We start from the raw sequence: 24,578 nt of genomic DNA, 5'->3' as shown, positions 1-24,578 counted from the left end.
ATTTTAAAAGATGAAAGTTTTGTTTAGACATGTATCATTCGCATATATATGGAAAGAAACATGAAAAGGAGGAATGGACATGTGGGGTGTCGATTCAGCGGCAAAGGTGACGGAACCGTTGCTTGCGTGTGTAAGAAAAGAATACGGTTTTCCGCAATTTTGGGGAAGATATGTGACGACGGTGCCGAACGTATCGGATGGGTTGACGAAAGAAGAAATCGCGTTTATTCGTGGGCGCGGCATAAAAATCGCGCCGATTTACAATGCGTTTCGTGAGGCGACACAATACGAAAAAGGGAGAACGGCGGCGCGCAATGCGATTTTTCACGCGCGCAGATTAGGCATCCCGAAAAATAAAGTCATTTTTGCGAACATTGAAGATGAATTTCAAGTAGATGACGCATGGATTCAAGCATGGGTTGATACGTTTTATCCGAGCGGATATCGCCCAGGAATATACGCCAATCCGACGAAAGGGGCGTTTGGTGAAGCTTATTGTGAAGCGGTGAAAAACGATGAACGCATCGCCCAACAAACGATTATATGGAGCTCATACCCGCGCCCAGGGACGACGCCAGCGACCAAAGCGCCGACGTATCGACCGAACGTGCCGAATTGTCGCGCGAACGTTTGGATGTGGCAATATGGGCGCGATGCCGACCGTTGTGCGATCGATACGAACGTGGCAAACCGAAAAATAAGCGACTATTTATATTAAAAATTTTTTCTATGCCTATTAAAGAAGTATGATAAAATGAAGGTAAATGTTGTCGTAATGGAGGCTGTTTTATGGAAAATAAAAACGGAATTTTATTAGAAAGTGGGACGAATGAACTAGAAATTGTCGAATTTTTAATTGGTGAAAACCGATTTGCGATTAACGTCATTAAAGTAAAAGAAATTATTCATCCGATCACGCCGACAAAAGTGCCGCATGCGCATCCATACATCGAAGGCATTATTGAATTGCGCGGTGAGGTACTTCCGCTTATTGATTTAGCGAAAGCGCTCGGCTTTGGACCGTCAAATAACCCAGCGCAAGATAAATATATTGTTGCGGAGTTTAATCAACAAAAAGTTGTGTTTCACGTCCATAACGTTACACAAATTCATCGCATATCATGGAAGCAAATTGAAAAACCGTCGCAAATGTATCAAGGATTGGAAAGCCAAATTATTGGTGTTATAAAATTAAACGGAAATATGATTTTATTGCTTGACTTTGAAAAAATCGTCGTCGATATTAACCCGCAATCAGGCATTCACGTCGAGCGTGTGAAAAAACTTGGCAAACGTGAGCGGTCGAATAAAAAGCTGATCGTTGCGGAAGACTCACCGTTGTTACGTAAGCTCCTTCACGACACACTCGCAGAAGCCGGATACGTATATGTCGAGTTTTTTGAAAACGGCGAAGATGCGTTAAACTATTTACAATCGATCGTTGAAAAAGGAAAGCCAGTTGAAAGCGAAGTGCAGCTCGTTATTACCGATATTGAAATGCCGCAAATGGACGGCCATCATTTAACGAAACGCATTCGCGAAGATGAAACATTAAAACATTTACCTGTCATCATTTTCTCTTCTTTAATTACAGATGACCTTCGTCATAAAGGGGAGCGCGTTGGAGCGACGGCACAAGTAAGTAAACCGGAAATTGCCGAACTTGTGCAAATGATTGATCAACACATTTTGTAGTAGGGGATTGCTATGGACCGTTATGAAAAATATCGCCAACATTTTTTAAAAAATATTCGCAAACGGTTAGAAGAATGGGAAACGGTAGATGAAATTGCTCATCAAGACGTATATCGTCTGCTTCATTCCATTGCTGGTACAGCCGCGATGATCGGAATGACCGATATCGGAAATTATGCGCGTCAGTTAATGGAGCAATGGGGCGAAGATGAAGAAAAAACGTGGAAAGCGACAGATGTGAAAGAGCGGCTCGCCTCGCTTTTTCAACTTTGTTATGAACAACAAATTGGCGAAGTGACACAAGGGGAACAAGGAACGAAAAAGGGAGACGAACCGACCGTTTTACTTATTGATGATGATCCATCGTTTTTAATGTATGTGAAAGAGCATCTCGAACAAAGCGGATGGTACGTTGTCGCCATTGCCGATCCGATCAAAGCGGTCGCTTCGTTTTACGACGTTCGTCCGGATTGTGTCGTCATCGATATTCATATGGAAACGAAAACAGGGTTTGAAGTATTAACGTTTTTAAAACAAAAATTAAAACAACAATTCGTCCCGATGATTATGGTGAGCATTGATGATCGAAAAGAAACGCGCATGAAAAGTTACGAAATGGGCGCGGACGATTTTATTCCAAAACCGTTTGCGATCGATGAATTTATCGTGCGCATTCGTCGTCAGCTCCAAAGAAAGCAACTAATTGACGAACTGCTTCTTTTAGATGAATTGACGCACGTCTACAACCGGAAATATTTAAAACAAGCATATGAACAATTAAAAAGCGACTGGCATCGCACGCACGAACCGTTTTGTTTAGCGGTGCTCGATATTGACCATTTTAAACGAGTCAACGACCAATACGGACATTTAATGGGCGACGTCGTTTTAAAACAATTTGCGCAATTTTTAAAAACGAACGTCCGCGCACGCGATGTTGTCATTCGTTTCGGTGGAGAAGAATTTGTCGTGTTATTGCCGGCGACAGAAGCAACAGAAGCGTTTCTTGTGTTCGATCGTCTGCGCGAACAGTTTGAACAGATGACGTTTCAATGTGATGAAACGACGTTTTCATGCACGTTTTCGACAGGGATCGTTGAAGTGCTTGATCCAACGAAACCGATTGGTCATTGGATTGAGTTGGCTGATTCTGCCCTATATGAAGCGAAAAATACAGGAAGAAATTGCGTCGTGCTTGCGAAACAACAAGAAGCATCGTATCGCCGAACTATGAAAGTCGCGATTGTCGATGATGATGCGATTGTGCGCGCCATTGTGACAGACGTCGTGCAAAAAATGTTTACGAAAGAAAAAGTGACGCTCGATTTGCGGGCGTTTAAAGACGGCGAGCAGTTTATAGCGTCCGATTGGCATCGCGGAACAGAACCATGCCTCGTCATTTTAGACGGAGTCATGCCAAAAATGGATGGGCTTGAAGTGTTGCAGCAGTTGCGAAGCCAAAAAGATTCATCAAGATATAAAGTCATTATGTTAACAGCAAGAAAAAGCGAAAACGATATTGCTCGCGCGCTTGAGCTCGGTGCAGATGACTATATGACAAAACCGTTCAAGCTGCTTGAGCTTGAAGCAAGAATACGCCATATGTTAAAAAGGATGAATTAGTTGTGTCTAATCAACTTGTTTTGTTTACGGTCATCGTCATCACTTTATTCGCTGTTTTACTTGCGATTTTTCTTTATTTAGTTGTCCGAAAAAGAAAAGACGGCAAATGGAAGCGAGAAGTGGAAACGTATAAACAGTTGTATGAACCGGTGTTATTTCGCTATTTAGCCTACGGTGACGAACAAGTCCCTGCTCCGTCATCATCTGCGCAACATGTGGCGATGATGGAGCTACTCGATCATTTTATGCGCGTGCTTGCCAATGGGGACGTAAAAGAGAGGGCAACAGCGCTAGCAGAGATGTATTTTGTCGATTATTTACGAGCGCAACTTGTTCATCGTCGGCTCGGAAGAAGAATGAACGCCCTCTTTTTTATTGAAGATTTTTATCTTCGCTCGCTCGTCCATGAGTTAGAAGCGATGTACGAACAAAAACAGCTTACGACGATGGAAAAGCGCCAACTGTTAAAAATGTTTGCGCTTTTTCAGCATCCACACGTATATGAATATATGAAACAAACGGATGAATCGTTTACGCAATTTGATTATCGCCTCATTTTATCGCGCATGGACGATCGTATGTTTGCGAAAATGGTTGACCATTTTTTTGATTGGAATGAAAAAATACAATATGCGTTAATTGATATGATTGGCATTATGCAAAAGTTTGCGCACGTTTCATTTTTGCGTACATTGCTTCAACATGAGCAAAGCGAATATCGCATTCGCGCATTAAAAGCGTTAGCGGAAATTGCATTTCCGCTTGATTCCGAGCAACTTCTCATTCATTTACATTCACCTGTTTGGCCAGAGCGGCTCATGGCGCTTCGGCTATGTGCGCGTACACGTCAATATGAGCTCGTTGAGACGATGAAAGAGCTTGTCAAAGATCGGGTTTTCTCCGTGCGCTCGCAAGCGGCCGAAGCGTTGTTGCGTATGCCAAACGGCTTGGCGATTCTTGAACAAATCGCTCAAACATCAGATGACCGTTATGCGCGCGATATGGCGCTCGAATGGTTAGAAAGAGGGCGAGAAAATGATTAAACTTGCAACGATGCTCGTCTTTTTCTTTATGATTGCAATCATTTTATTTTATACGTTTTTACTCGTTGTTTCGCTTATTCAATTGCGCCGTATGTACGAATTAGACGAATGGGAGCCGTATGAAGAAATGCTCGATGTGAGTTATACGAAACCTGTTTCGATTTTAGTGCCTGCCTACAATGAAGAAGCTGGCATTTTTGCAACCGTTCGCTCGTTACTTAGCATCGAATACCCAGAGTATGAAATTGTCGTCATTAACGACGGTTCAACAGACGATACGCTTGCGCGGTTGAAGCGGGATTTCGATCTTATTCCGATGAAGCGCGTCATTCGTGAACAACTAAAAACGAAACGGGTGCGTGCCGTGTATCGTTCCCGCAAGTTCTCTCATTTATTTGTCATCGATAAAGAAAACGGTGGAAAAGCAGATGCATTAAATGCGGGCATTAATTTTTCAACGTATCCATACGTTTGTTCTATTGATGGCGACTCGGTCATTGAACGTCGCGCCTTTTTAAAAGTGATGAAGCCGATTGTGGACTCAGACGAAGACGTGATCGCCTCTGGCGGAAGCGTGCGCATCGCTAACGGTTGCGACATTGAAAAAGGGGAAGTGGTGCGCATTGGACTTTCCCGTCAACCGCTCGTCATTATGCAAGTCATTGAATATTTGCGCGCCTTTTTAATGGGACGTATCGGATTAAGCCGTCATAATTTATTATTAATTGTTTCAGGGGCTTTCGGTGTTTTTTCAAAACAATGGGTCATTCGTGCCGGCGGATATGCGCATACAGTTGGAGAAGATATGGAACTTGTCGTCCGACTTCATCGTCTCATTAAAGAAACGAACACAAATAAAAAAATTGTGTACGTGCCTGATCCGGTTTGTTGGACGGAAGCGCCAGAATCGATGACCGATTTGCGTAAACAGCGGCGGCGCTGGCATCGCGGATTGTTTGAAAGCCTTTGGCTTCATCGGCGCATGTGGTTTAACCCGCGTTACGGCTCCATCGGGCTCGTGTCGATGCCATATTTTTTACTCATTGAATTTTTAGGTCCTGTCGTTGAGCTGCTTGGTTATATCCTCATTATCGTTTCGCTCATATTAGGCGACATATATATTGAATTTGCGATTTTACTATTCCTCGTTTCCGTTTTGTACGGTTCACTTTTTTCAATGGCTGCCATATTGCTAGAAGAATGGACGGTGCGGAAATTTTCGAATGTTTCAGACGTTGTACGCCTCTTTTTTTATTCATTTACTGAAACGTTATGGTATCGTCCGTTGACGGTGTTATGGCGCTGTGAGGGAATTGTTGATGCGCTGTTAAAAAGAAAAGGATGGGGAGAAATGAAAAGAAAAGGTGTGTCGAAATGATGAACAAACAACGTTGGCTCGTTTTATATGTCGTCTTTATTTTTCTGATCATTTCTTCACCGTATTGGCTATGGAAAATGAAGCCATCCACCACGTTACACGTGTTGATTGTCAATAAAACGGTTCCAGATGATACGTATCGTGAACATGAAGGGCTCGTTTGGCTATTAAACCAACAAAAGTACGTGAAGCCAAACGGAGCGCGCTATGAGTTAAAAAAAGATTACGTTGGGTTTATCCCAACGACAAAAAAAGAGCGTCCATGGCCGACATCGTTACAATCGTACGATGTTATTTATGTGGCCGACACGTACGGTGTATATGAAAATGATTTGACGATAGAAAAGAAGAAAGGGAAGCGCTCTAAAAAAGTGTACGGTGGTCTGACAGAACAAGAAGTCGATCGGTTGCACGAGGCGATGTTTGAAGGAAACAAAACGCTCATCGCCGAGTTTAATTCGTTCGCAAGCCCGACCGATCCGTCTGTTCGCAACAAATTTTATGCTTTATTAAACGTCGAATGGACGGGCTGGATTGGCCGCTATTTCCCGAAGCTTGAAAATGACGAAGTGCCTGTTTGGGTAAAAGAAAATTACGAAAAACAATATAATGAACGATATGCATTTACCGGTCCGGGTTATGTGCTTGTTGATGAACACGATCGGCTCGTCATTTTAGATAAAAAAGAAATAGGAAAACGAGGGGTGCTTTTTACTCCGACGAAAAAAGGAGAAAAAAAGCTTGGGATCGACGGCTCTATTCCGTATTCGTATTGGTTTGATATCGTCAAGCCTATACATGTCGAGGAAGTGTTAGCGACATATACGCTGTCGTTATCGGAACGTGGAAAAGAAAAATTGCAAGCGCTCGGGCTGCCGATGACGTTTCCAGCCATCGTTCACCATCGAAATGCGCGGTATGAGGCGTATTACTTTTGTGGTGATTATGCGGATCAACCGGATGTGCCGGGCATATATCAAACGGTCGGCATCGACGTATGGCGCAAATGGACAGTGCGTCATGACCCGAATAGCACCGCATCGTTTTATTGGAAAGCATATGTTCCGATGATGAAAACGATTTTTCAATCTGTGCATCATGACGAAAAGCGTACGGTCGAACGAACGATTGCGAAAACAGAAGACGGTATTCAGCTCGCTGGACGCGTCGGAGAGCAATATATACAAATTTATAAAAACGGGAAATGGAAAAATGTGTTGTTAAAAGGGGTCAATATGGGAATCGCAAAACCGGGTCATTTCCCGGGTGAAACGGCGATTACGAAAGAAGAATATTTCCGTTGGTTTAAACAAATTGGGGCAATGCATGCGAATGCCGTTCGTGTGTATACGATTCACCCGCCTGCGTTTTATGAGGCGTTTTACGAATATAACGAAATCGCCGAGCAGCCTTTATATTTATTTCACGGGGTATGGGTGAATGAAGAAACGTTTTTGCGCACAAACGATGCATTTGCAAAAGAAAATACGGATGAATTTGTTGCGGAAATGAAACGAACGATCGATATCGTTCACGGGCGGGCAACGATCCCACCTCGCCCAGGGCATGCGAGCGGCATATATCGATATGACATTTCACCGTATGTGCTCGGCTGGATTTTCGGGGTCGAGTGGGAACCGACTGTCGTTCATGCGACAAATATGAAACATGCACGTTTACTAGATTACAAAGGGACGTATGTGTACACAAAAGGTGCGTCGCCGTTTGAAATTTGGCTTGCGCGCATAATGGATGAAGCGATTGCGTACGAAACGGAAACGTACGGCTGGCAACGTCCGGTCAGTTTCACAAACTGGGTGACGACCGATTTGTTAACACATCCGAGCGAACCGCTAGAAAAAGAAGATTTCGTATCGGTAAACCCGAACGTCATATATTCGACAAATAAAATGCATAGCGGCTTATTTGCGTCGTATCACATTTATCCATATTATCCGGACTTTTTAAACTATGAGCCGAAATATGTGAATTATATCGACCATCGTGGCGAGAAAAACAACTATGCAGGCTACTTACACGATATGAAACGCGTGCATCGCATGCCGATTGTCGTCGCTGAATTTGGCGTCCCGTCATCGCGCGGCATGACGCATCGCAACGTATACGGAATGAACCAAGGATTTCATTCCGAACAAGAACAAGGTGTAATCAACAAAAAATTGTTTGAAGACATCGTTCATGAACGCATGGCAGGCGGCTTTATTTTCACATGGCAAGATGAATGGTTTAAACGAACGTGGAACACGATGGATTACGACAACCCGGACCGCCGTCCGTTTTGGTCCAACGCGCAAACGAACGAACAACAATTCGGCTTACTCAGCTTTGATCCAGCAGAAAATGAAACGATGATGATCAAAGTCGATGGGCGAAAAGAAGATTGGGCATTCCAACAAATCGCTCCTGCCTTTCAACAAGACGGGCGCGCGCTCTATATGACGAGCGATGAACGGTACGTTTACATTCGTTACGACACAACCGTTAAGCAAGACAAAGACGTATATATATTGTTTGACACGATCCGAGATCAAGGGCAATCGACCGTTCTCGATGTGCCGAACGTACGAACAGAAGGCGTCGATTTCGTTCTCCATTTGCGCGGTGAAAAAGAAGGGCGATTATGGGTTGATAGTTATTACGATTCATTTTATTATCATTACGGACACGTCTTAAATATGATTGACCGTTTGCCGTATGCGAACAAAAAAAATAACGGCGTATATCATCCGATTCGTTTGACATTAAATAAAAAATTACAAATTAAAGGAAAAACGTATCCGTTCGATTTTTATGAAACAGGTGTTATGACGTTTGGTACCGCAAATCCGAACGATGAAGCATACAATTCTTTAACAGACGTAAGCGTCAGCAAACAAAAAGACGGGTATGAAATTCGCATCCCATGGGCGCTTTTAAATATGAAAGACCCGAGCATGCACGAAGCGATGGGAGATATGTGGCAAGGCGGATTAGCAAGCAGCCGAACGATGGACGGCATTCGCATCGGCGTGTATGAAAAAGGGTTTTCATATCCTGAACATTTAGATGCAAAACAATTTTATACGTACACATGGGACGGTTGGGAGAAACCGACATATCACGAACGGTTAAAACGTTCGTACACGATCGTGCAACAAATATATAAGAACGTTGAAGGAGAGAGAAAATAATGGCGAAAATTTTATTAGCGGAAGATGAAGAAGTGTTGCGTATGCTCGTTGTCGATACGTTAGAAGATGAAGGGCACGACATCGATGAAGCGTGCGATGGGGAAGAAGCGTTAGAGCTGATTAAACAAAATGACTACGATTTAATTTTACTTGATTATATGATGCCAATATATACCGGTTTAGAAGTCATTCAACAAGTGCGCCAAATGCCCGATAAAAAACATGTAAAGATTATGATGCTATCAGCAAAAAGTCAACAGGCGGATCAACAACGTGTATTAGATGCTGGCGCTGACTATTTTATGGCGAAACCGTACAGCCCGCTTGAATTAGTACAACGAATCGAGGCGATTTTACATGGAGAAGATGCGTAACTATTTTCGGCAAAGCTTAGCAAGACAATTTGTTGCGCTTGTCACGAGCTTTTTATTCATCTTTGTGATCGGCTCGGCATCCCTTTTTTCGTATCAATCGTCGTTAACGACGTCATTTGAACAAAAAAAGGAACAAATCGAAACAAAGATGAAATATGCGCAAGAAATTGAACGGGCGTTTAACCAAGCGTTTTCTGATGCGCGCGGTTATTTAGCATTTAATCGGAAAGAATTTAAACTAAGCATTTTTCGCGAACAAGAAAATGTGCAAACGGCGCTCGATGCGTTAGAGTTAGCTGCGACGACAAAAGACGATACGCAATATATTTTAAAGGCGCGCCAGTTTGCTAACTATTATTTCGGTACGCTCGTTCCGCAAGCGATTGAAGCGTTTGAAAACGGCAATATACAAAAAGTATTAAGCTTATCCGAAAACGGCGGAACGGCGTCAATTGAACAATTCCAATTTCAAATGAAAACGTACAAAAATACATTAAATGAACAGCTTGACTGGGAATTTCAACAGTTGCGCAATGATCAAACGACCGCGCAAACGGCGTTTATTTTATTCATTTTTACGATTTTGACGATTTTAATTACAATCGCGCGCATCATGATGCGAAAAATCGGCAAACCGCTCAATGAGCTTGCGAAAGTCGCTGAAAAAATTGCGAATGATGAACAAGTCGTCTATGACGTCCGTGGAGCGAAAAATCGCGAAGATGAAATTGGAAAATTGGCAAACGCCTTTAAAAAAATGTTAACGAGCATTCAAGAAAAAGAAGAAAGTTTAATGGCGCACAACGAAGAATTGATGGCGCAGCAAGATGAATTAGAGTTTCAACAAGCCGAGCTTGAACAAGCGTTGGAGACGATGCAAGCGCGCGAACAACAATTAAAACGGCGCAACGATTTCATTAACGGATTATCGAACTCACTTGATAAACAAGAAGTGTTAAATAGCATTGTAATGCATATGGCGCGTGTCATGGAAGCGGATCGCGGCATGATCGTTTTAATGAACGACGAAAAAACGCATGCCACATTCGGATTGTCGGAATACGGGGTTGAACAATTTTTAACATATATTTATAACGGCTTGCATCAACGACTGTTTGAGCAAAAAAAGCCGTTTATGTTAAAACGAGAAGTCGCAGCTTCTGAAAAAGGGTATCACGAAGAAACGATGTTCGTGCACGACGTCTTTTTGCCTGTCTTGTCAAACGAAAATGACGTGCAAGCCATTTTAGTATTTAGTCGCTTTGGCGGACCGTTTTCTGATGAAGATATTCAAGAATATGTCGGTTTAACGAAACAAATATCGATTTCACTACAAAAAATTGCGCTATACGAACAGTCAGAACGAGCGCGTGAAACGGTACAACATATTTTAAATACGGTGCAAGAAGGCATTCATTTCGTTGACCAGAATGGCAACAGCATGATCGTCAATAAACAAATGGTTGCACTGCTGCAAAAACAATCGATTGCTGAACTTGAAGGAGCAAGCTACGAACGATGGGTGCGCGACTTAGTTGAGCAATCAGACGCTGGCGAAAAGCTATGCGATTATTTACGCGCCATTATTTTTAACGGCGATGAAGAACGTGAGCCGTTTGTGTACCATTTACCGCAAAAACGAAAAGTCATTCAAGTGTACGCCAAGCCGTTATATCGCAATGGGGAGCGACAAGGAACGGTATTTGTTCATCGCGACATTACGAAAGAGTTTGAAGTCGACCAAATGAAATCAGAGTTTGTGAGCACCGTCAGCCACGAATTGCGCACGCCGTTATCGAGCGTACTCGGCTTTACGGAGCTCATGTTAACGAAAGAGTTGAAGCCAGAACGGCAGAAAAAATATTTAACGACGATTTACCAAGAAGCAAAACGATTAACGGCGTTGATTAACGACTTTTTAGATGTACAGCGAATGGAGTCTGGCAAACAAACGTACGACAAAAAATACGAAGATGTCGTTGCGATTATTGAAAGCGTCATTGAAACGCAAAAAGTAAATACAACGATCCATCAGTTTCATGTACAAAAAGAAACAAACAAAACGACGGTGCTCGGCGATCGCGATAAGCTCGCCCAAGTGTTTACAAACTTAATTAGCAACGCCATCAAATATTCACCAGAAGGCGGCAATATTACAGTGCGCATATACGAACGAGGCAATCGACTATGCGTCGATGTGCAAGACGAAGGGTTAGGCATTCCAGAAGAAGCGATCCCGAACTTATTTACGAAATTTTATCGCGTCGACAATTCCGACCGTCGCCGCATCGGTGGAACAGGGCTTGGACTAGCGATCGTAAAAGAAATTGTTAAAGCGCATGAAGGGGAAGTGAGCGTCACATCGGAATTGAAAAAAGGAAGTACGTTTACCGTCTCATTGCCGCTTGTCGTTATGGCGAATACGGGAGACGACGAACGCGAAACAGATGAAAAACAAGCGCATGCGCACGTTATTATTGTCGAAGATGATGAAAATTTAGCGGCGCTATTAGAAGCCGAACTAAAAGATAGCGGATTTCGCGTCAAACTCGTCAAAGAAGGGAAAGAAGCGATCGAGCTCATTCAAAAAGAAAAGCCGGATGCGGTCGTGTTAGACATTATGTTAGAAGAACATGACACGTCTGGTTGGGATGTATTAAAAGCGTTAAAGCAAAATGAAGAGCTCGCCCATATTCCTATTATCATTTCTTCGGCGTTAGAAGAACGGGAAAAAGGAATGGCGCTCGGCGCAAATAGTTATTTAGTGAAACCGTATCAACCGAGCCAACTATCAAAAACGATTTTGCAAATGTTGTTAAATAAAGAGCGACAAGGAGAAATTTTCGTCCCGCTGAACGAGGAAGCCAATTAAGGTTTCCTCTTTTTTTGTATAAAAAACGTTTGTCATTGCAAACTAGTAAAAAACGAAGCGGAAGAAAAAGGGGGCAAGATGATGTGGTTTTCGAAAAAAAATCGAGTTGACGAGGTTGTGAAACAGCTTGCCCATTCGCCAGATTTCATGTGCCGCCGCATCGAATGTAAAGGAAAAGCGGTATCCGTCCTTTTTTTAAGCAATTTAATTAATCACGCTCATCTTCAACAAAACGTCCTTGCCTTTATTCATGAACAAGAACATATATCCATTGAGCAATTAGCGCGCTGTTTGCCGCTTGGCGCAGTTCGTATATGTGAAACAGAACAAGAAATGGCGTCATATATACGCGACGGCTGGGCGGGCATTTATATTGAAAAAGAAAAGCGCGGTCTCGTCGTCAACATCGCAGAAAAAGTCGAACGGTCGCTTGAAAAAGCAGAAACGGAGTCACTCGTTCTCGGTCCGAAAATGTCATTTACCGAGTCGATTGATACAAATATTCGCATTTTGCGGCAAAATATTACCGATCAAAAATTAGTGACTGAAAAAATGACGATCGGGGTGCGCAACCCGCTCGATGTGCGCGTCGTATACATTGAAGACATTGCCGATCAAACAAACGTTCAAACGGTGAAGCAGCGGTTAGCGGAATTGCGTATTGATGAAGTGATCGATAGCTCCGTTTTAGCGCAACTATTAGACGACCATGCGTATACGATTTTTCCGCAATATTTATTGACGGAACTTCCTGACCGATTAGCGTATAGCTTAATGAAAGGGCGCATCGGCATTTTTGTTGATCGCAGCCCGACCGTCATCATTTGTCCGACGACGTTTTTCAGCTTTTTCGAAACGACGGAAGACATTTATTTACGCTGGACGATGAGCACTGTCTTACGCGCCATTCGCATGCTTGGCATTTTCGCGTCCATTTTTTTATCACCGTTATATGTTGCGGTTATTACATATCATTACGAAGTCATTCCGTCCGCTTTATTGTTAACGATTGGCGAATCACGTTCGCGCGTGCCATTTCCTCCTGTCATCGAAGCGTTATTTTTAGAATTTATGATCGAGCTATTGCGTGAAGCAGGGGCGCGCTTGCCGACAAAAGTCGGTCAAACGATGGGTATCGTTGGCGGTATCGTCCTCGGACAAGCGGCAGTGGATGCTGGATTTACGAGCAACGTCCTTATCATTATCGTCGCATTAAGCGCGCTCGGTTCGTTTACGGCGCCGAGTTATGAAATGGGGGCAACGATTCGCATTTTACGCTTCCCAATCATTTTACTCGCAGCGCTTTGGGGGCTCGTTGGCATATTTATTGGCGTCAGCCTATTGCTCATTCATTTATTGAAGCTGACATCGCTTGGTCGTCCGTATTTATCGCCAATATATCCGTTTCGTTTCACCGATATGAAATATGCGCTCATTCGCCTGCCGATCAAGTTTTATGACGAACGTCCGAAAACGAACCGCCCGCAAAACTCCCGCCGTTTTTCATGGCGCGAAGCGATGAAACGAAAGGATTTGGATGAATGATGAAAACGCCAAACGAACGGCTATCCGTGAATGCGTATCTCGTTTTTTTTCTCGTTCATACCGCGCAAATTGGGCTCGGCATCGTCGGCGTGCAGCGCGTCATTTTCGTTGAAGCGCGCCAAGATGCATGGATTGCCGTCCTCATTAGCGGTTTATGGATTCATCTCGTCGTTTTTGTCATTTGCCAAACGTTAAAATTGTCGGAACATGACAACATTTTTTCGCTTCATACGTTCGTGTATGGACGCGTGCTCGGTTGGATCGTAAATGCAGCGATTGTCGCTTATTTTTTAATGGCATATACGTCTATTTTACTCGGTTACGTGGAAATGGCGTTAACGTGGATGTACCCCGATTTTCCGCTTTGGGGCGGCGCGCTTATGTTAGTGCTTTTAACGGTATATGCCCTATATGGCGGCGGGTTTCGGCTCGTGGCTGGCGTTAGTTTTTTAACGTTTTTTATGACCATTTGGATCGTCGTTGTCGTTTTTCAACCGCTGAAATATGCGGAGTGGATTCATTTACTTCCGATACTGGAAGCGACGCCAAAACAAATGATGAACGGCGTATTAAAAACGTCTTACACGATGCTCGGCTTTGAAGTGTTATATATCATTTATCCGTTTGTAAAAGAAAAAGAGCGCGTCCATCGCTATGCGCAACTTGGCGTGTTATTGACGACGTTTCTCGTTGCCATAGTGACCGTCATTGCCATTGTCTTTTTTAGCCCGAAACAACTTGATGTCACCATTTGGGCGTCGTTATCGATGTTTACAATTGTGAAGTTTCCGTTCATTGAACGGTTTGAATATATCGTCATTCCGCTTTGGTTACTCGTTATTTTGCCGAATTTACTTCTGTTTATGTGGGCGATGACGCGCGGGGGAAAAGCGCTTTTTCATATAAAGCAAAAATACGGATTATTTATTTTCGCATGTTTATCTTTCTTCGTTGCGATGATGTTTGAAAAGCGAGGGACAATTAACGAGTTTATTGATCAAGTCGGATGGTATGGGTTTTGGTTGAGCTTCGTCTATCCGTTTTTCTTATATGTTTTTGTGCGCATGAAAACATGGGCAAAGGGGAGCGCAAAATGAAATGGTTTATCGTTGTCATGTTGTTGCTTAGCGGCTGTGTATCTCCGCGCGTATTAGAACGACAAGGCATTATTACAGCGGCGGGGTTTGATAAAAAAGGGAAGATGTACGAAGGGGGCTCCGTCATGTTGTCGTTTAAGAAGATGGGTTCATCGATGTCCGAAGTCATTGAAGCGACAAATAAAACGAGCAAAGGATTTCGTCAAGATTTAGAGGCGCAAACGAGTCATGATTTAGGTTCAGGACAAATTCGCGTCGTTGTATATGGAAAAGAATTAGCAGAGAAGGACGGGATTTTTGGGTTAACCGATACGTTACAACGCGATGCGAACATCGGCTCACTCGTTTATTTAGCTGTTGGGGAGCCGAGCGCAAAACAAGTCATAAAAAGTAAAAAACATGAAGATACGCCCGATATTGGCACGTATTTATATCGATTAATTGAAAAAAATTTGCGCAGTGAATCGCTATTAGCCGCGACGTTGCACGAGTTCATTCATAGTTATTACGACGTTGGAAAAGACGCTGTGTTACCTTGTTTATCAGTACGCGATGATAAACCGATTATCGAAAAAGTGGCGCTCTTTCGTGGGGATAAGTTTGTTGGAACAGTGCGGCTCGACGAAAGTTTTTACATTAAAATGTTATCCTCAGAGTATAACACCGGACTAAAAAATATGACCGTGTCGCGCGAAGATGTCGCGCCGTTGTTAATAAAGAAAAAGGGGAAAAAAGTAAATATAGTCATTAATGAAATTAAAACAAAACGAAAAATCAAGCTCATTAGCCAAAAGCCAACGCCCCATTTTCGCGTCACAGTAAACATGCAAACAGAAATTTTAGAAATATCTGATAAAACGAAACCGATTATGAAAGATAACGTCCATATACTTGAACGAGCCATTGAAAAGCAAATGAAAAAAGAAATCGATCAGTTATTGGTGAAATTAAAAAGGTATGAAACAGACCCGATCGGATTTGGACAAATATACGATCACTCGGTGCGCAAGTTACAGTTGACGGATAAACAATGGTTACAATTATACAAAGATGCGCGTATCGATGTCGATGTGAACGTATCGATTTTACGCACAGGAACAATTGACTAATTTTTGTTTCTTTATGAAAAATTATTTTCAATCGTTGTGCCATATGGTTTAATAAAAGAAGGAGGGACAATACAAAAAGCGAGGATTACAACATGAATGAACAGCAGTTTTTATTCCAACACCCTCCATTGATGAAATGGGAGGCCGTTGGGCAAAAGTTTGATCAATGTGCGATTTTTTTTGTTACGAACGAAGATGGCACAATTGTGTATATGGGCGAATCGTTTATGAGACAACTATCACGTCGCTATGGCGTCGTGCAACAACTCGTTGACCGTGCTCATGAAGCCATTTCTACATTACATACAAACAATATGTGGTGCGGACAAGCGATCGTCGATCATCGTCATGCATATGTGCACGTGTATTCGTTTCAATCGCATTTCATTTGGACCGGGTGCTTTTTGATAGACGATGACGATTCCGATACATTAACGGGCGTCTTGTCGTACGATTCGTTTCAACATATGCTTTGCGAGCGAATAAATCAAAACGAACCGTTTACGTTATTGTCGCTTAATTTAGACCGATTTAAGTTTATTAACGATTTAATTGGCTATGAACGTGGAAACGAATTGTTAAAACAAGTAGCGGAGCGATTGCGTCGCTATGAAAACGGCATCGTTGCACGACAACATCGCGATCAATTTTTTCTCGCTTTTTATACGATTGACCGAAATGAATTGCATCGTTTACTTGGCGAAATGATGCAATTATTTTCCGTCCCGTTTCAACTGACCGATCAAGAGTTGACGGTGACGCCAAGCATTGGAGTAAGCGTCTTTCCTCATGATGCAACCAATTGGACGACGCTCATGTCGTTTGCCGACTTGGCGCTTGAAATTGCGAAAGAAAACGGGGGAAATACGTACTGTTTTTATACGAACGAATTAAAAAAGACGAACGAAGAAAAATTGTACATTCAGCATAGCATTCGAAAAGCGTTAAAGCAAAATGAATTTATGCTCCATTATCAACCGATTGTCGATATTCAAACAGGCGATATTGTGGCGGTCGAAGCACTGTTGCGTTGGCATCATCCGAAACGCGGCTGGATTTCGCCGGCGACGTTTATTCCGATCGCGGAGGAAACGAATTTAATTCAAGCGATTGGCGATTGGGTGTTGCGACAAGTATGTGAACAAAGTAAAGTGTGGAGGAAAAAAGGGCTCCCACATGTGCAAATCGGCATTAACGTCTCGATTAAACAATTTTTGCAAGCGGATTTAGTGAAACATATTGAACACGTGTTGCGCACGTACGATTTAGATCCGTTTTGCTTAAAACTAGAAATTACAGAAAGTATGGCGATGCATCATATCGATTATGTGCTCGCTCAACTTCAATCGTTAAAAAGTTTAGGGCTTCAACTTGCCGTTGACGATTTTGGGACAGGCTATTCTTCGTTGAACTATTTAAAAAAGCTTCCGGTCGACATTATAAAAATTGACCGTTCGTTTGTGCAAGATATGGTGAAACATTCATACGACTTATCGATCGTTCGCGCCGTCATTGAAGTGGCGCACAGCTTACAAATGAAAGTCGTTGCCGAAGGGGTGGAAACGGAAGAGCAACTTGCGATTTTAAAACGAGAACGTTGCGACCGCGCCCAAGGCTACTATTTCAGCAAACCGCTCTCAGCTGAACAGTTTGAACAATTAGTCCAAAGTAAAAAAGGGCGATCTCATTAAGAGGCCGCCCTTTTGTGTAATATAATAAAGTATGATTGTTGAAGCTCGAAGCTTGTCCTTACCGAAATGTTTTCCCGAACCGATGCGGACGTGACCAGTCGTAACGTTTCGGCTTCGGTTGCACATCTTCTGGTGTGATGCCTGTATATGCTTGAAGTAAACGTTTCGCTTGAGACAACGGCATTTTAGCAACAGGGTTGCGATAAGAATCGTCCAACGTACCGAGATGAGGCAAATGCTTGAAGTCTTCTTTTGTTGGAGGTATGTGGAAGTAATATTGACCGATCGCCACAAGCACGTCCGACTTTTGTTGGCTGTACTTCGGATTTCGGGAAAAATGAAGCCCAACTTTTTTCGCTGTTCCTTCTTCGAGCATTTTTTCAATCGTTTTTTTCTTTAGCAAATACAAGTAAGAAGGATTTAACGCTGTTTTCGCATGACGGTTGACCGTAAACAGAGCGACCGATAAGTTTTCCACGGTGCATTCGACTGTTTCCATTGGCATTCCACTCCTTTTTGAAAGATAATATAAAATTTCAGATTTAGGGAGCTGTCTAGCTCCAAGCGCCATCGGCTCGAATCGCTCCGCCCCTTCTTTCGGCGGCGACACATTGAGACACTTCAGTGATGTTACCCACGCAGAACCGAGCGACCGCTTGGTTCGAGCTTTCCTCGGTGGGGCTTGTGCGCTCTTCGCCGATAAGCAGGCGCTTTTCGCTTTTCCTTTATACACTTTTATTATACACGATCGTCTATGTTTTTGGAAAATTTTTAATTCGTTTTTTACATAGAGGAGGGTAAACGTTGAAATACGGCATTATTGATATCGGCTCGAATACGATGCGCCTCGTCATTTACGAACGAAGCAAAAGCGGTCGGTTGCGCGAGCGGGAAAATGTAAAAATTGCAGCTCGCCTGCGCAACTATTTAACGGAAGACGGCTTTTTTACAGAGGAAGGATTGCACGTCCTTTTAGATGGACTACTCACATTTCAAGATGTGACGCGTTTTCATCACCTGCACGATGTCAAATGTGTGGCGACGGCAACGATTCGTCAAGCGCGCAATCGCGATGACATCGTTCGCTTTATTGCAGAAAAAACCGATTTTCGTATTCGTATTTTATCCGAATATGAAGAAGCATACTACGGCTTTTTAGCCGTCATTCAATCGACGTCATTTCATGAAGGGATTACGGTCGATATTGGCGGTGGAAGTACGGAAGTGACGTATTTTCATAACCGCGAACTTGTCGACTATCATAGCTTCCCGTTTGGGGCATTATCGCTAAAACGTCAGTTTGTCGCAGGCAACGTGCCGACAGATGAAGAACTACAAACGTTGCGTGCATACGTCGAAAAACAATTTCAATCGCTTCCGTGGCTAAAACAACGCCGTTTGCCGATCATTGCGATCGGAGGAAGCGCCCGAAACGTCGTGCAAGTGCATCAAATGTTACAAAACTATCCGATTGCGGGCATTCATCAATACGAAATGAAGCGGGACGACATTGTACAAGTAAAAAAATATTTGCGTTCGTTGACGTTTGAACAGCTGCAAAAAGTCGAATCATTATCGAAAGATCGAGCGGATTTAATTATTCCAGCGGTCGAAGTGTTTCAAACGTTATACGAAACAGTTGATGCGACGATGTTTATTTTAAGCCGAAAAGGATTGCGCGACGGCATTTTTTACGAACAGTTTGGGCCGATCGTCTTTCCCAGCGTATTAGATGAAAGTTTTTTTGAACTAGCCCAAGATTACGAAGTAAATACAAACCATGTACAACACGTATTAAAACTTGTCATTCAACTGTTTGAACAAATGCGCACGCTTTCGCTTTTTCCGCTAACGGGGGAAGATCTCGTCTTATTAAAGCGCGCCGCTCACGTGTTTTATTTAGGGCAATATGTCGATGAAGAAGCAAGCAGCCAACATACGTTTTATCTTTTAGCGAATCGAACGATTGACGGATTAAGCCATCGCGATCGTGTGCAGCTTGCGCTTGTCGCTTCGTTTAAAAATAAGACGTTGTTTAAACAATACATTCAGCCGTTTCATTCGTGGTTTACCCGCGCAGAACAAAAAAAGCTTCGTTTTCTCGGTGCGCTATTAAAATTTGCTTACAGCTTAAACGATACGAAGCGAAATATCGTTGAGCGGGTGCAGCTTGAGCTTCAAGGGGACACAGTCGTCATGTATCTTTTTTGCAGTCAATCGTTTAAAGCGGAAGAATATCAAGCGGAAAAACATAAAAAGCATGTCGAAAAAATGTTAAAACGCCCGATTCAATTACAGTTTCATTTGGAGGGATGAATATGGATTTAAGCCATCCGCGTTATTACAATAACCGCGAATTAAGTTGGCTAGCCTTTAACGAGCGCGTCTTGCAAGAAGCGATGGACGAACGCAATCCGTTATTAGAACGGCTGAAATTTTTAGCGATTTTTAGCTCGAATTTAGATGAGTTTTTTATGGTGCGCGTTGCAGGGTTAAAAGATCAAGTGAAAGCTGGATTTAATAAGCCGGAAAATAAAGCGGGATTAACGCCGAAAGAACAGTTGAAACAAATTGCGAAAAAAACGCATACGCTTGTAAAATGGCAGTACGACATGTACAACGAAACGCTGTTGCCGATGTTAAATAAAGAAGGGGTATATTTGCTTGCTCCAAACGAGTGGAGCGACGAACAGACGACATATTTACAGTCGTATTTTATGAAAAATATTTTTCCGGTGTTAACGCCGATGGCTGTCGATGCGTATCGTCCGTTTCCGATGTTGTTGAACAAAAGTTTAAATTTAGCGATCGTCCTTGACGATGAGGAAGATGAAGATGAACGGAAAAAATTAGCGATCGTGCAAGTGCCGGCGGTGTTAAATCGCTTCATTCCATTGCCAGCAAACAACGACATGCACGCTTATGCGCTGTTAGAAGATGTCATTACGACGTTTATTCATACGTTATTTAAAGGATACACCGTTTCGTCTGTGACGCAATTTCGCATTACGCGCAACGCCGATTTAACGATTCACGAAGAAGGGGCGCGCGATTTATTAAAAGAAATTGAAAAAGAGTTAAAAAAGAGAAAATGGGGCGCAGCTGTCCGGCTTGAAATGAGCAAAAAAGGGTTTGACGAATGGGTGCTCGATTATTTATTAGATGAGTTAGAAATTCATGAAAAAGATGTGTATCAAATTGACGGACCGATCGATTTAACGTTTTTCTTTTCGTTTTATTATGAAGTGGCGAAATATAAAGAACATCTCGTTTTTCAAACGCTCATTCCGCAACCCCCAAAAGATGTAGATGACGATGAAGATATATTTGAAAAAGCGAAAGAGCGCGATTTATTGTTTCATCACCCATATGAGTCGTTTGAGCCAGTCATTGATTTTATTTCCGATGCGGCAGACGATCCGGACGTGTTAGCGATCAAACAAACGCTGTATCGCGTCAGCGGAGATTCTCCGATCATTGAGGCGTTAAAACGAGCGGCGGAAAACGGCAAACAAGTGACCGTTCTCGTTGAATTGAAAGCGCGGTTTGATGAAGAAAATAACGTGCAGTGGGCGAAAGAGCTTGAAAAAGCAGGATGCCACGTCATTTATGGCATGACGCATTTAAAAACACATAGTAAAATTACGTTAATCGTTCGGCAAAAACATGGGAAAATTGAGCGGTTCGTTCATTTAGGAACAGGCAATTATAACGACGCGACCGCCAAAGTGTACACCGATTTTGGTTTGATTACGTCGAACGAACAATTTGGCGAAGATGCGACAAACTTTTTTAATTATTTAAGCGGCTATATGGAAAAACCGGAATTTCGCCATTTAGTCGTCGCCCCGTTTGATTTACGGCAACAATTTTTACAGCTCATCGACGAAGAAATTCGCTATCATAAACAATATGGCGATGGGCGCATCATCGCGAAAATGAACTCATTAACGGACAAACAGCTCATCATGAAGCTATACGAAGCGTCTCAAGCAGGGGTGCAAATTGATTTAATTGTGCGCGGCATTTGTTGTTTGCGCCCGCAAATGAAAGGGGTAAGCGAAAACATTCGCGTCCGCAGCATCGTCGGTCGCTTTTTAGAGCATAGCCGCGTATATTATTTTCATCACCATGGACAAGCGCGCGTCTTTTTATCATCTGCCGATTGGATGACGCGCAATATGGACCGCCGCATCGAAATTTTATTTCCGATTTTTAAAAACGAATTAAAACAGCGGCTTATTGACGTGTTGCACATTTTGCTTTCTGATAATGTAAAAGCGCGCGAGCAAAACGAACGAGGCGAATATCATTATGTAAAACGGGAAGAAGGAGAAGAAGAAATAGATAGCCAAATGGTTTTATTTCACATGGCATACGATGTCGCAGACGATGAAGAATAAGGAGATGATGATGTGAAAGAAAGCGGAGCGGTGGCCCTTGGCGGAGCGCTAGGGGCGCTATGTCGATACGGTGTAGCGATTGTATTCCCATTTCTCACATTTCCGTGGGGAACGTTGCTCGTTAATTATATCGGTTCGTTTTTACTTGGGGCACTTACGTCTTACGTCGGAAAGAAAAAAATGGCCGAATGGTTGCGTCTCGGCATCGGAACAGGATTTTGCGGCGGATTGACGACGATGTCGACGTTTAGTAAAGAGACGATCATGCTATGGCACGAACATGTTGGACTTGCGAATGCATATGTGCTCACATCTTTCGTTGGGGGCTTGCTTTTTTGTTATGCAGGCGTGTATGTGGGAGAGCGAATGGGTATGAAAAAAGTAGGTGAGGCGTCATGATTGCGGTCGCTCTTGGCGGAGCGTTTGGAGCGTGGTGCCGCTATCAGCTTGGCATATGGTTGTTGCGCTGGACGAGAAAATCACGTGTGCCGCTTTCCATTTTGTTCATTAATTGGCTCGGTTCGTTCGGGCTTGGCATCGTGCTTGCACACGACGTGCAAGCCGTCGGGATCACGGTTGGCTTTTTCGGAGCGTTTACGACGTTTTCGACATTTAGCGTTGAAGCGTTGCAACTATTATTAGGAAAGCGATATAAAGAAGCATCTCTTTACATCGTTGCCTCACTCATCGGAAGCATATGTATGTTTCAAGCCGGGTTTATGTTATGACCCGGCTTTTAATGTGAACAACGTTAATTCTGGTGGGGTTAAAAAGCGAAACGGCATGCGCGTCGTTCCAAGGCCGCGATTGACGTATAAGGTGAGTTGCTCGACGTCGTAAAACCCTTCGACATATTGTTTCGCTAGCGGAGGGGTGACGAGCGGTCCAATCCACGGCAGTTGAATTTGTCCCCCGTGGCTATGACCAGACAGCTGAAGATGAAACGGATAGACGCTCGCTTGTGTGACAAGATCAGGCTCATGAATAAGCGCAATCGTATACGTTTCCTTTGGCAACTGTTGCACCGTCTTTGCGAAATTTGGCTGACCGAGCATAAAATCGTCCAACCCCGCAATGACAATTTGTTCGTTCCCTTGACGAACACGTACCCATTCGTTCACGAGTAAACGAAACCCAGCGTTCTCCATCATGTCTTTGTATATATTTGTTCCGTATCCGCCGTGATCGTGGTTTCCATAAATACAATACTTCCCAAGCGGAGCATGAAGCGTTGTCAATAACGATGTAATCGCATCGACATGCTCATATTTGTTCGGTTCATCAAGCAAATCGCCTGTAAAACAAATGAGATGCGGATCGAGGTCGTTCATTCGTTTCACGACGCGTTGAAAATGGTCAACAGCATAATGATACCCTAAATGGACGTCGCTAAATTGAAGAAGCCGACAGCCATCAAAGCTTTTTGGAATAAGCGGATGCACGATCTCGTAACGCCGTACCGTCAACTGCCTCGGCTCAATATATTTGGCATACATATATCCCGCCGTGGAAAGCAACGCCCCTTTGACGAATAAAGAAAAAAACGTTTGTAAAAAATCTCGTCGTTTCATATTTTCAAACCTTACCACGCGAAAATGTTCTTCATTCATTATAAAAGAAAAAAGTTGATAAAAACAGCAAGAAAAATATTAAAAATTTTCTAAATATATAGTACAATAAAAATGAATGAACAACCATTCATAAAAGGGGATGAGAAGATGAAGGGGAAAGTTGTGATTGTGACAGGCGGTTCAAGCGGCATGGGAAAATATATGGCGAAGCGTTTTGCGGATGAAGGAGCGCATGTCGTCATTACCGGAAGAAGAAAGGAAGCGCTTGAAGAAGCGGCGAATGAGATCGGGGGAAGCGTGCTTCCGATCGTCATGGACGTCCGTCAACCAGAATTAGTCGCTGCGATGGTGAAAGAAACAGATGAACGGTTCGGAAAAATTGATGCGTTAATTAATAACGCCGCAGGCAACTTTATTTGTCCAGCAGAAAAGCTATCGATTAACGGTTGGAATAGCGTCATCGACATCGTTTTAAATGGAACGTTTTATTGCAGTCGAGAAGTCGGAAACTATTGGATTGAAAAAGAACAAAAAGGATCAATCATTAACATCGTTGCTACATATGCTTGGGGAGCGGGGGCAGGCGTCATTCATTCGGCATGCGCCAAAGCAGGCGTGCTAACGATGACGCGCACGTTAGCGGTCGAGTGGGGAAAAAAATACGGCTTTCGCGTCAACGCCATCGCTCCCGGTCCGATTGAGCGAACAGGTGGAGCAGAAAAGCTTATTTTATCAGAGGAGATGGAAAAGCGTGTGAAAGATAGCGTGCCGCTCGGTCGTTTCGGTACGCCAGAAGAAATTGCAGCAGTCGCCTCGTTTTTACTTTCTGATGCGGCCGCATACATTAATGGCGAGTGCATTACGGTCGACGGAGGGCAATGGCTCAATCAACATCCGTTTTAAAGCGACGTTTGCTGGCGTCGCTTTTCTTCTGTTTCCCGACAAGCACTTTTATTTTTCTTATGATATAATGAGTGAAAAAAACG

At 43.2% G+C, this 24,578-nt stretch carries 19 protein-coding genes; 17 read left to right on the top strand and 2 right to left on the bottom strand.

The annotated features are described in order from the left end of the window. The first annotated feature begins 79 nt into the window (after positions 1-79). From ES017_RS01410 to ES017_RS01355, 12 genes are all read left to right on the top strand, one after another. Positions 80-718: a glycoside hydrolase domain-containing protein gene (locus ES017_RS01410; RefSeq protein WP_042533695.1), complete on the top strand. Its 639-nt coding sequence runs from the start codon at positions 80-82 to the stop codon at positions 716-718. Positions 719-789: 71 nt separating this feature from the next. Further along, positions 790-1,695: a chemotaxis protein gene (locus ES017_RS01405; protein WP_171334628.1), complete on the top strand. Its 906-nt coding sequence runs from the start codon at positions 790-792 to the stop codon at positions 1,693-1,695. 12 nt (positions 1,696-1,707) lie between these two features. After that, the gene (locus ES017_RS01400) at positions 1,708-3,318 is read left to right on the top strand and encodes a diguanylate cyclase (protein WP_042533700.1); all 1,611 of its coding nucleotides are present in this window, start codon (positions 1,708-1,710) and stop codon (positions 3,316-3,318) included. Between the two features lie 2 nt (positions 3,319-3,320). Continuing rightward, positions 3,321-4,361 carry a HEAT repeat domain-containing protein gene (locus tag ES017_RS01395; RefSeq protein WP_171334627.1) on the top strand — a complete coding sequence of 347 codons (1,041 nt, stop codon included), beginning with the start codon at positions 3,321-3,323 and terminating at the stop codon, positions 4,359-4,361. After that, positions 4,354-5,739 (top strand): glycosyltransferase family 2 protein, encoded by a 1,386-nt coding sequence (locus tag ES017_RS01390; RefSeq protein WP_171334626.1) that lies wholly within the window; start codon positions 4,354-4,356, stop codon positions 5,737-5,739. Before ES017_RS01395 ends, ES017_RS01390 begins: the two co-directional genes overlap by 8 nt. Then, positions 5,736-8,930 (top strand): hypothetical protein, encoded by a 3,195-nt coding sequence (locus ES017_RS01385; protein WP_171334625.1) that lies wholly within the window; start codon positions 5,736-5,738, stop codon positions 8,928-8,930. The genes ES017_RS01390 and ES017_RS01385 overlap by 4 nt, the downstream gene beginning before the upstream one ends. Beyond that, positions 8,930-9,304 carry a response regulator transcription factor gene (locus tag ES017_RS01380; protein ID WP_021094484.1) on the top strand — a complete coding sequence of 125 codons (375 nt, stop codon included), beginning with the start codon at positions 8,930-8,932 and terminating at the stop codon, positions 9,302-9,304. The genes ES017_RS01385 and ES017_RS01380 overlap by 1 nt, the downstream gene beginning before the upstream one ends. Next, a complete protein-coding gene (locus ES017_RS01375) occupies positions 9,288-12,176 on the top strand; it encodes an ATP-binding protein (RefSeq protein ID WP_171334624.1) in 2,889 nt (962 codons plus the stop codon). Before ES017_RS01380 ends, ES017_RS01375 begins: the two co-directional genes overlap by 17 nt. A gap of 78 nt (positions 12,177-12,254) precedes the next feature. Beyond that, positions 12,255-13,721: a spore germination protein gene (locus ES017_RS01370; RefSeq protein WP_035063066.1), complete on the top strand. Its 1,467-nt coding sequence runs from the start codon at positions 12,255-12,257 to the stop codon at positions 13,719-13,721. After that, positions 13,718-14,818, top strand: coding sequence for a GerAB/ArcD/ProY family transporter (locus ES017_RS01365; protein WP_171334623.1), 1,101 nt, complete (start codon positions 13,718-13,720; stop codon positions 14,816-14,818). The genes ES017_RS01370 and ES017_RS01365 overlap by 4 nt, the downstream gene beginning before the upstream one ends. Then, positions 14,815-15,927 carry a Ger(x)C family spore germination protein gene (locus ES017_RS01360; RefSeq protein WP_021094480.1) on the top strand — a complete coding sequence of 371 codons (1,113 nt, stop codon included), beginning with the start codon at positions 14,815-14,817 and terminating at the stop codon, positions 15,925-15,927. Before ES017_RS01365 ends, ES017_RS01360 begins: the two co-directional genes overlap by 4 nt. 92 nt (positions 15,928-16,019) lie before the next feature. Beyond that, positions 16,020-17,618, top strand: coding sequence for a putative bifunctional diguanylate cyclase/phosphodiesterase (locus tag ES017_RS01355; protein WP_021094479.1), 1,599 nt, complete (start codon positions 16,020-16,022; stop codon positions 17,616-17,618). 58 nt (positions 17,619-17,676) lie between these two features. On the opposite strand, the gene ES017_RS01350 is transcribed toward ES017_RS01355, so the two are convergent. Continuing rightward, complete coding sequence (locus tag ES017_RS01350; protein ID WP_021094478.1) at positions 17,677-18,117, bottom strand: YkyB family protein; 441 nt, start codon at positions 18,115-18,117, stop codon at positions 17,677-17,679. Positions 18,118-18,422: 305 nt separating this feature from the next. Between ES017_RS01350 and ES017_RS01345 the strand changes: the two genes are divergently transcribed. The 4 genes from ES017_RS01345 to crcB are packed head-to-tail and all read left to right on the top strand — an operon-like array spanning position 18,423 to position 22,749. Next, positions 18,423-19,934 (top strand): Ppx/GppA family phosphatase, encoded by a 1,512-nt coding sequence (locus ES017_RS01345; RefSeq protein ID WP_075039478.1) that lies wholly within the window; start codon positions 18,423-18,425, stop codon positions 19,932-19,934. 2 nt (positions 19,935-19,936) lie between these two features. Continuing rightward, complete coding sequence (locus ES017_RS01340; RefSeq protein ID WP_021094476.1) at positions 19,937-22,021, top strand: RNA degradosome polyphosphate kinase; 2,085 nt, start codon at positions 19,937-19,939, stop codon at positions 22,019-22,021. Positions 22,022-22,033: 12 nt separating this feature from the next. Next, positions 22,034-22,420, top strand: a complete 387-nt coding sequence (locus ES017_RS01335) for a fluoride efflux transporter FluC (protein WP_021094475.1) — start codon at positions 22,034-22,036, stop codon at positions 22,418-22,420. Further along, complete coding sequence (crcB, locus tag ES017_RS01330) at positions 22,417-22,749, top strand: fluoride efflux transporter CrcB (protein ID WP_021094474.1); 333 nt, start codon at positions 22,417-22,419, stop codon at positions 22,747-22,749. The genes ES017_RS01335 and crcB overlap by 4 nt, the downstream gene beginning before the upstream one ends. Here the strand turns inward: crcB and ES017_RS01325 are convergent. Continuing rightward, positions 22,744-23,592, bottom strand: a complete 849-nt coding sequence (locus ES017_RS01325) for a metallophosphoesterase (protein ID WP_021094473.1) — start codon at positions 23,590-23,592, stop codon at positions 22,744-22,746. The two genes, crcB and ES017_RS01325, sit on opposite strands and share 6 nt — an antisense overlap. Before the next feature lie 147 nt (positions 23,593-23,739). On the opposite strand from ES017_RS01325, the gene fadH reads away from it, so the two are divergent. Then, the gene (gene fadH / locus ES017_RS01320; protein WP_021094472.1) at positions 23,740-24,495 is read left to right on the top strand and encodes a 2,4-dienoyl-CoA reductase; all 756 of its coding nucleotides are present in this window, start codon (positions 23,740-23,742) and stop codon (positions 24,493-24,495) included. Positions 24,496-24,578 lie beyond the last annotated feature (83 nt).

Origin of the sequence: Anoxybacillus sp. EFIL (assembly GCF_013096955.1) — a bacterium.
Taxonomy (GTDB): Bacteria; Bacillota; Bacilli; order Bacillales; family Anoxybacillaceae; genus Anoxybacillus; species Anoxybacillus ayderensis.
This window is presented reverse-complemented; position numbering and strand designations above follow the sequence as displayed.

What these genes read in the sequence shown, in the direction of transcription:
- ES017_RS01380 (WP_021094484.1), top strand. Translation starts at nt 8,930, where the DNA reads ATGGCGAAAATTTTATTAGCGGAAGATGAAGAAGTGTTGCGTATGCTC.
- ES017_RS01375 (WP_171334624.1), top strand. Translation starts at nt 9,288, where the DNA reads ATGGAGAAGATGCGTAACTATTTTCGGCAAAGCTTAGCAAGACAATTT.
- ES017_RS01350 (WP_021094478.1), bottom strand. Translation starts at nt 18,117, where the DNA reads ATGGAAACAGTCGAATGCACCGTGGAAAACTTATCGGTCGCTCTGTTT.
- ES017_RS01325 (WP_021094473.1), bottom strand. Translation starts at nt 23,592, where the DNA reads ATGAAACGACGAGATTTTTTACAAACGTTTTTTTCTTTATTCGTCAAA.
- crcB (WP_021094474.1), top strand. Translation starts at nt 22,417, where the DNA reads ATGATTGCGGTCGCTCTTGGCGGAGCGTTTGGAGCGTGGTGCCGCTAT.
- ES017_RS01355 (WP_021094479.1), top strand. Translation starts at nt 16,020, where the DNA reads ATGAATGAACAGCAGTTTTTATTCCAACACCCTCCATTGATGAAATGG.
- ES017_RS01405 (WP_171334628.1), top strand. Translation starts at nt 790, where the DNA reads ATGGAAAATAAAAACGGAATTTTATTAGAAAGTGGGACGAATGAACTA.
- ES017_RS01385 (WP_171334625.1), top strand. Translation starts at nt 5,736, where the DNA reads ATGATGAACAAACAACGTTGGCTCGTTTTATATGTCGTCTTTATTTTT.
- ES017_RS01365 (WP_171334623.1), top strand. Translation starts at nt 13,718, where the DNA reads ATGATGAAAACGCCAAACGAACGGCTATCCGTGAATGCGTATCTCGTT.
- ES017_RS01400 (WP_042533700.1), top strand. Translation starts at nt 1,708, where the DNA reads ATGGACCGTTATGAAAAATATCGCCAACATTTTTTAAAAAATATTCGC.
- fadH (WP_021094472.1), top strand. Translation starts at nt 23,740, where the DNA reads ATGAAGGGGAAAGTTGTGATTGTGACAGGCGGTTCAAGCGGCATGGGA.
- ES017_RS01360 (WP_021094480.1), top strand. Translation starts at nt 14,815, where the DNA reads ATGAAATGGTTTATCGTTGTCATGTTGTTGCTTAGCGGCTGTGTATCT.
- ES017_RS01390 (WP_171334626.1), top strand. Translation starts at nt 4,354, where the DNA reads ATGATTAAACTTGCAACGATGCTCGTCTTTTTCTTTATGATTGCAATC.
- ES017_RS01370 (WP_035063066.1), top strand. Translation starts at nt 12,255, where the DNA reads ATGATGTGGTTTTCGAAAAAAAATCGAGTTGACGAGGTTGTGAAACAG.
- ES017_RS01340 (WP_021094476.1), top strand. Translation starts at nt 19,937, where the DNA reads ATGGATTTAAGCCATCCGCGTTATTACAATAACCGCGAATTAAGTTGG.
- ES017_RS01410 (WP_042533695.1), top strand. Translation starts at nt 80, where the DNA reads ATGTGGGGTGTCGATTCAGCGGCAAAGGTGACGGAACCGTTGCTTGCG.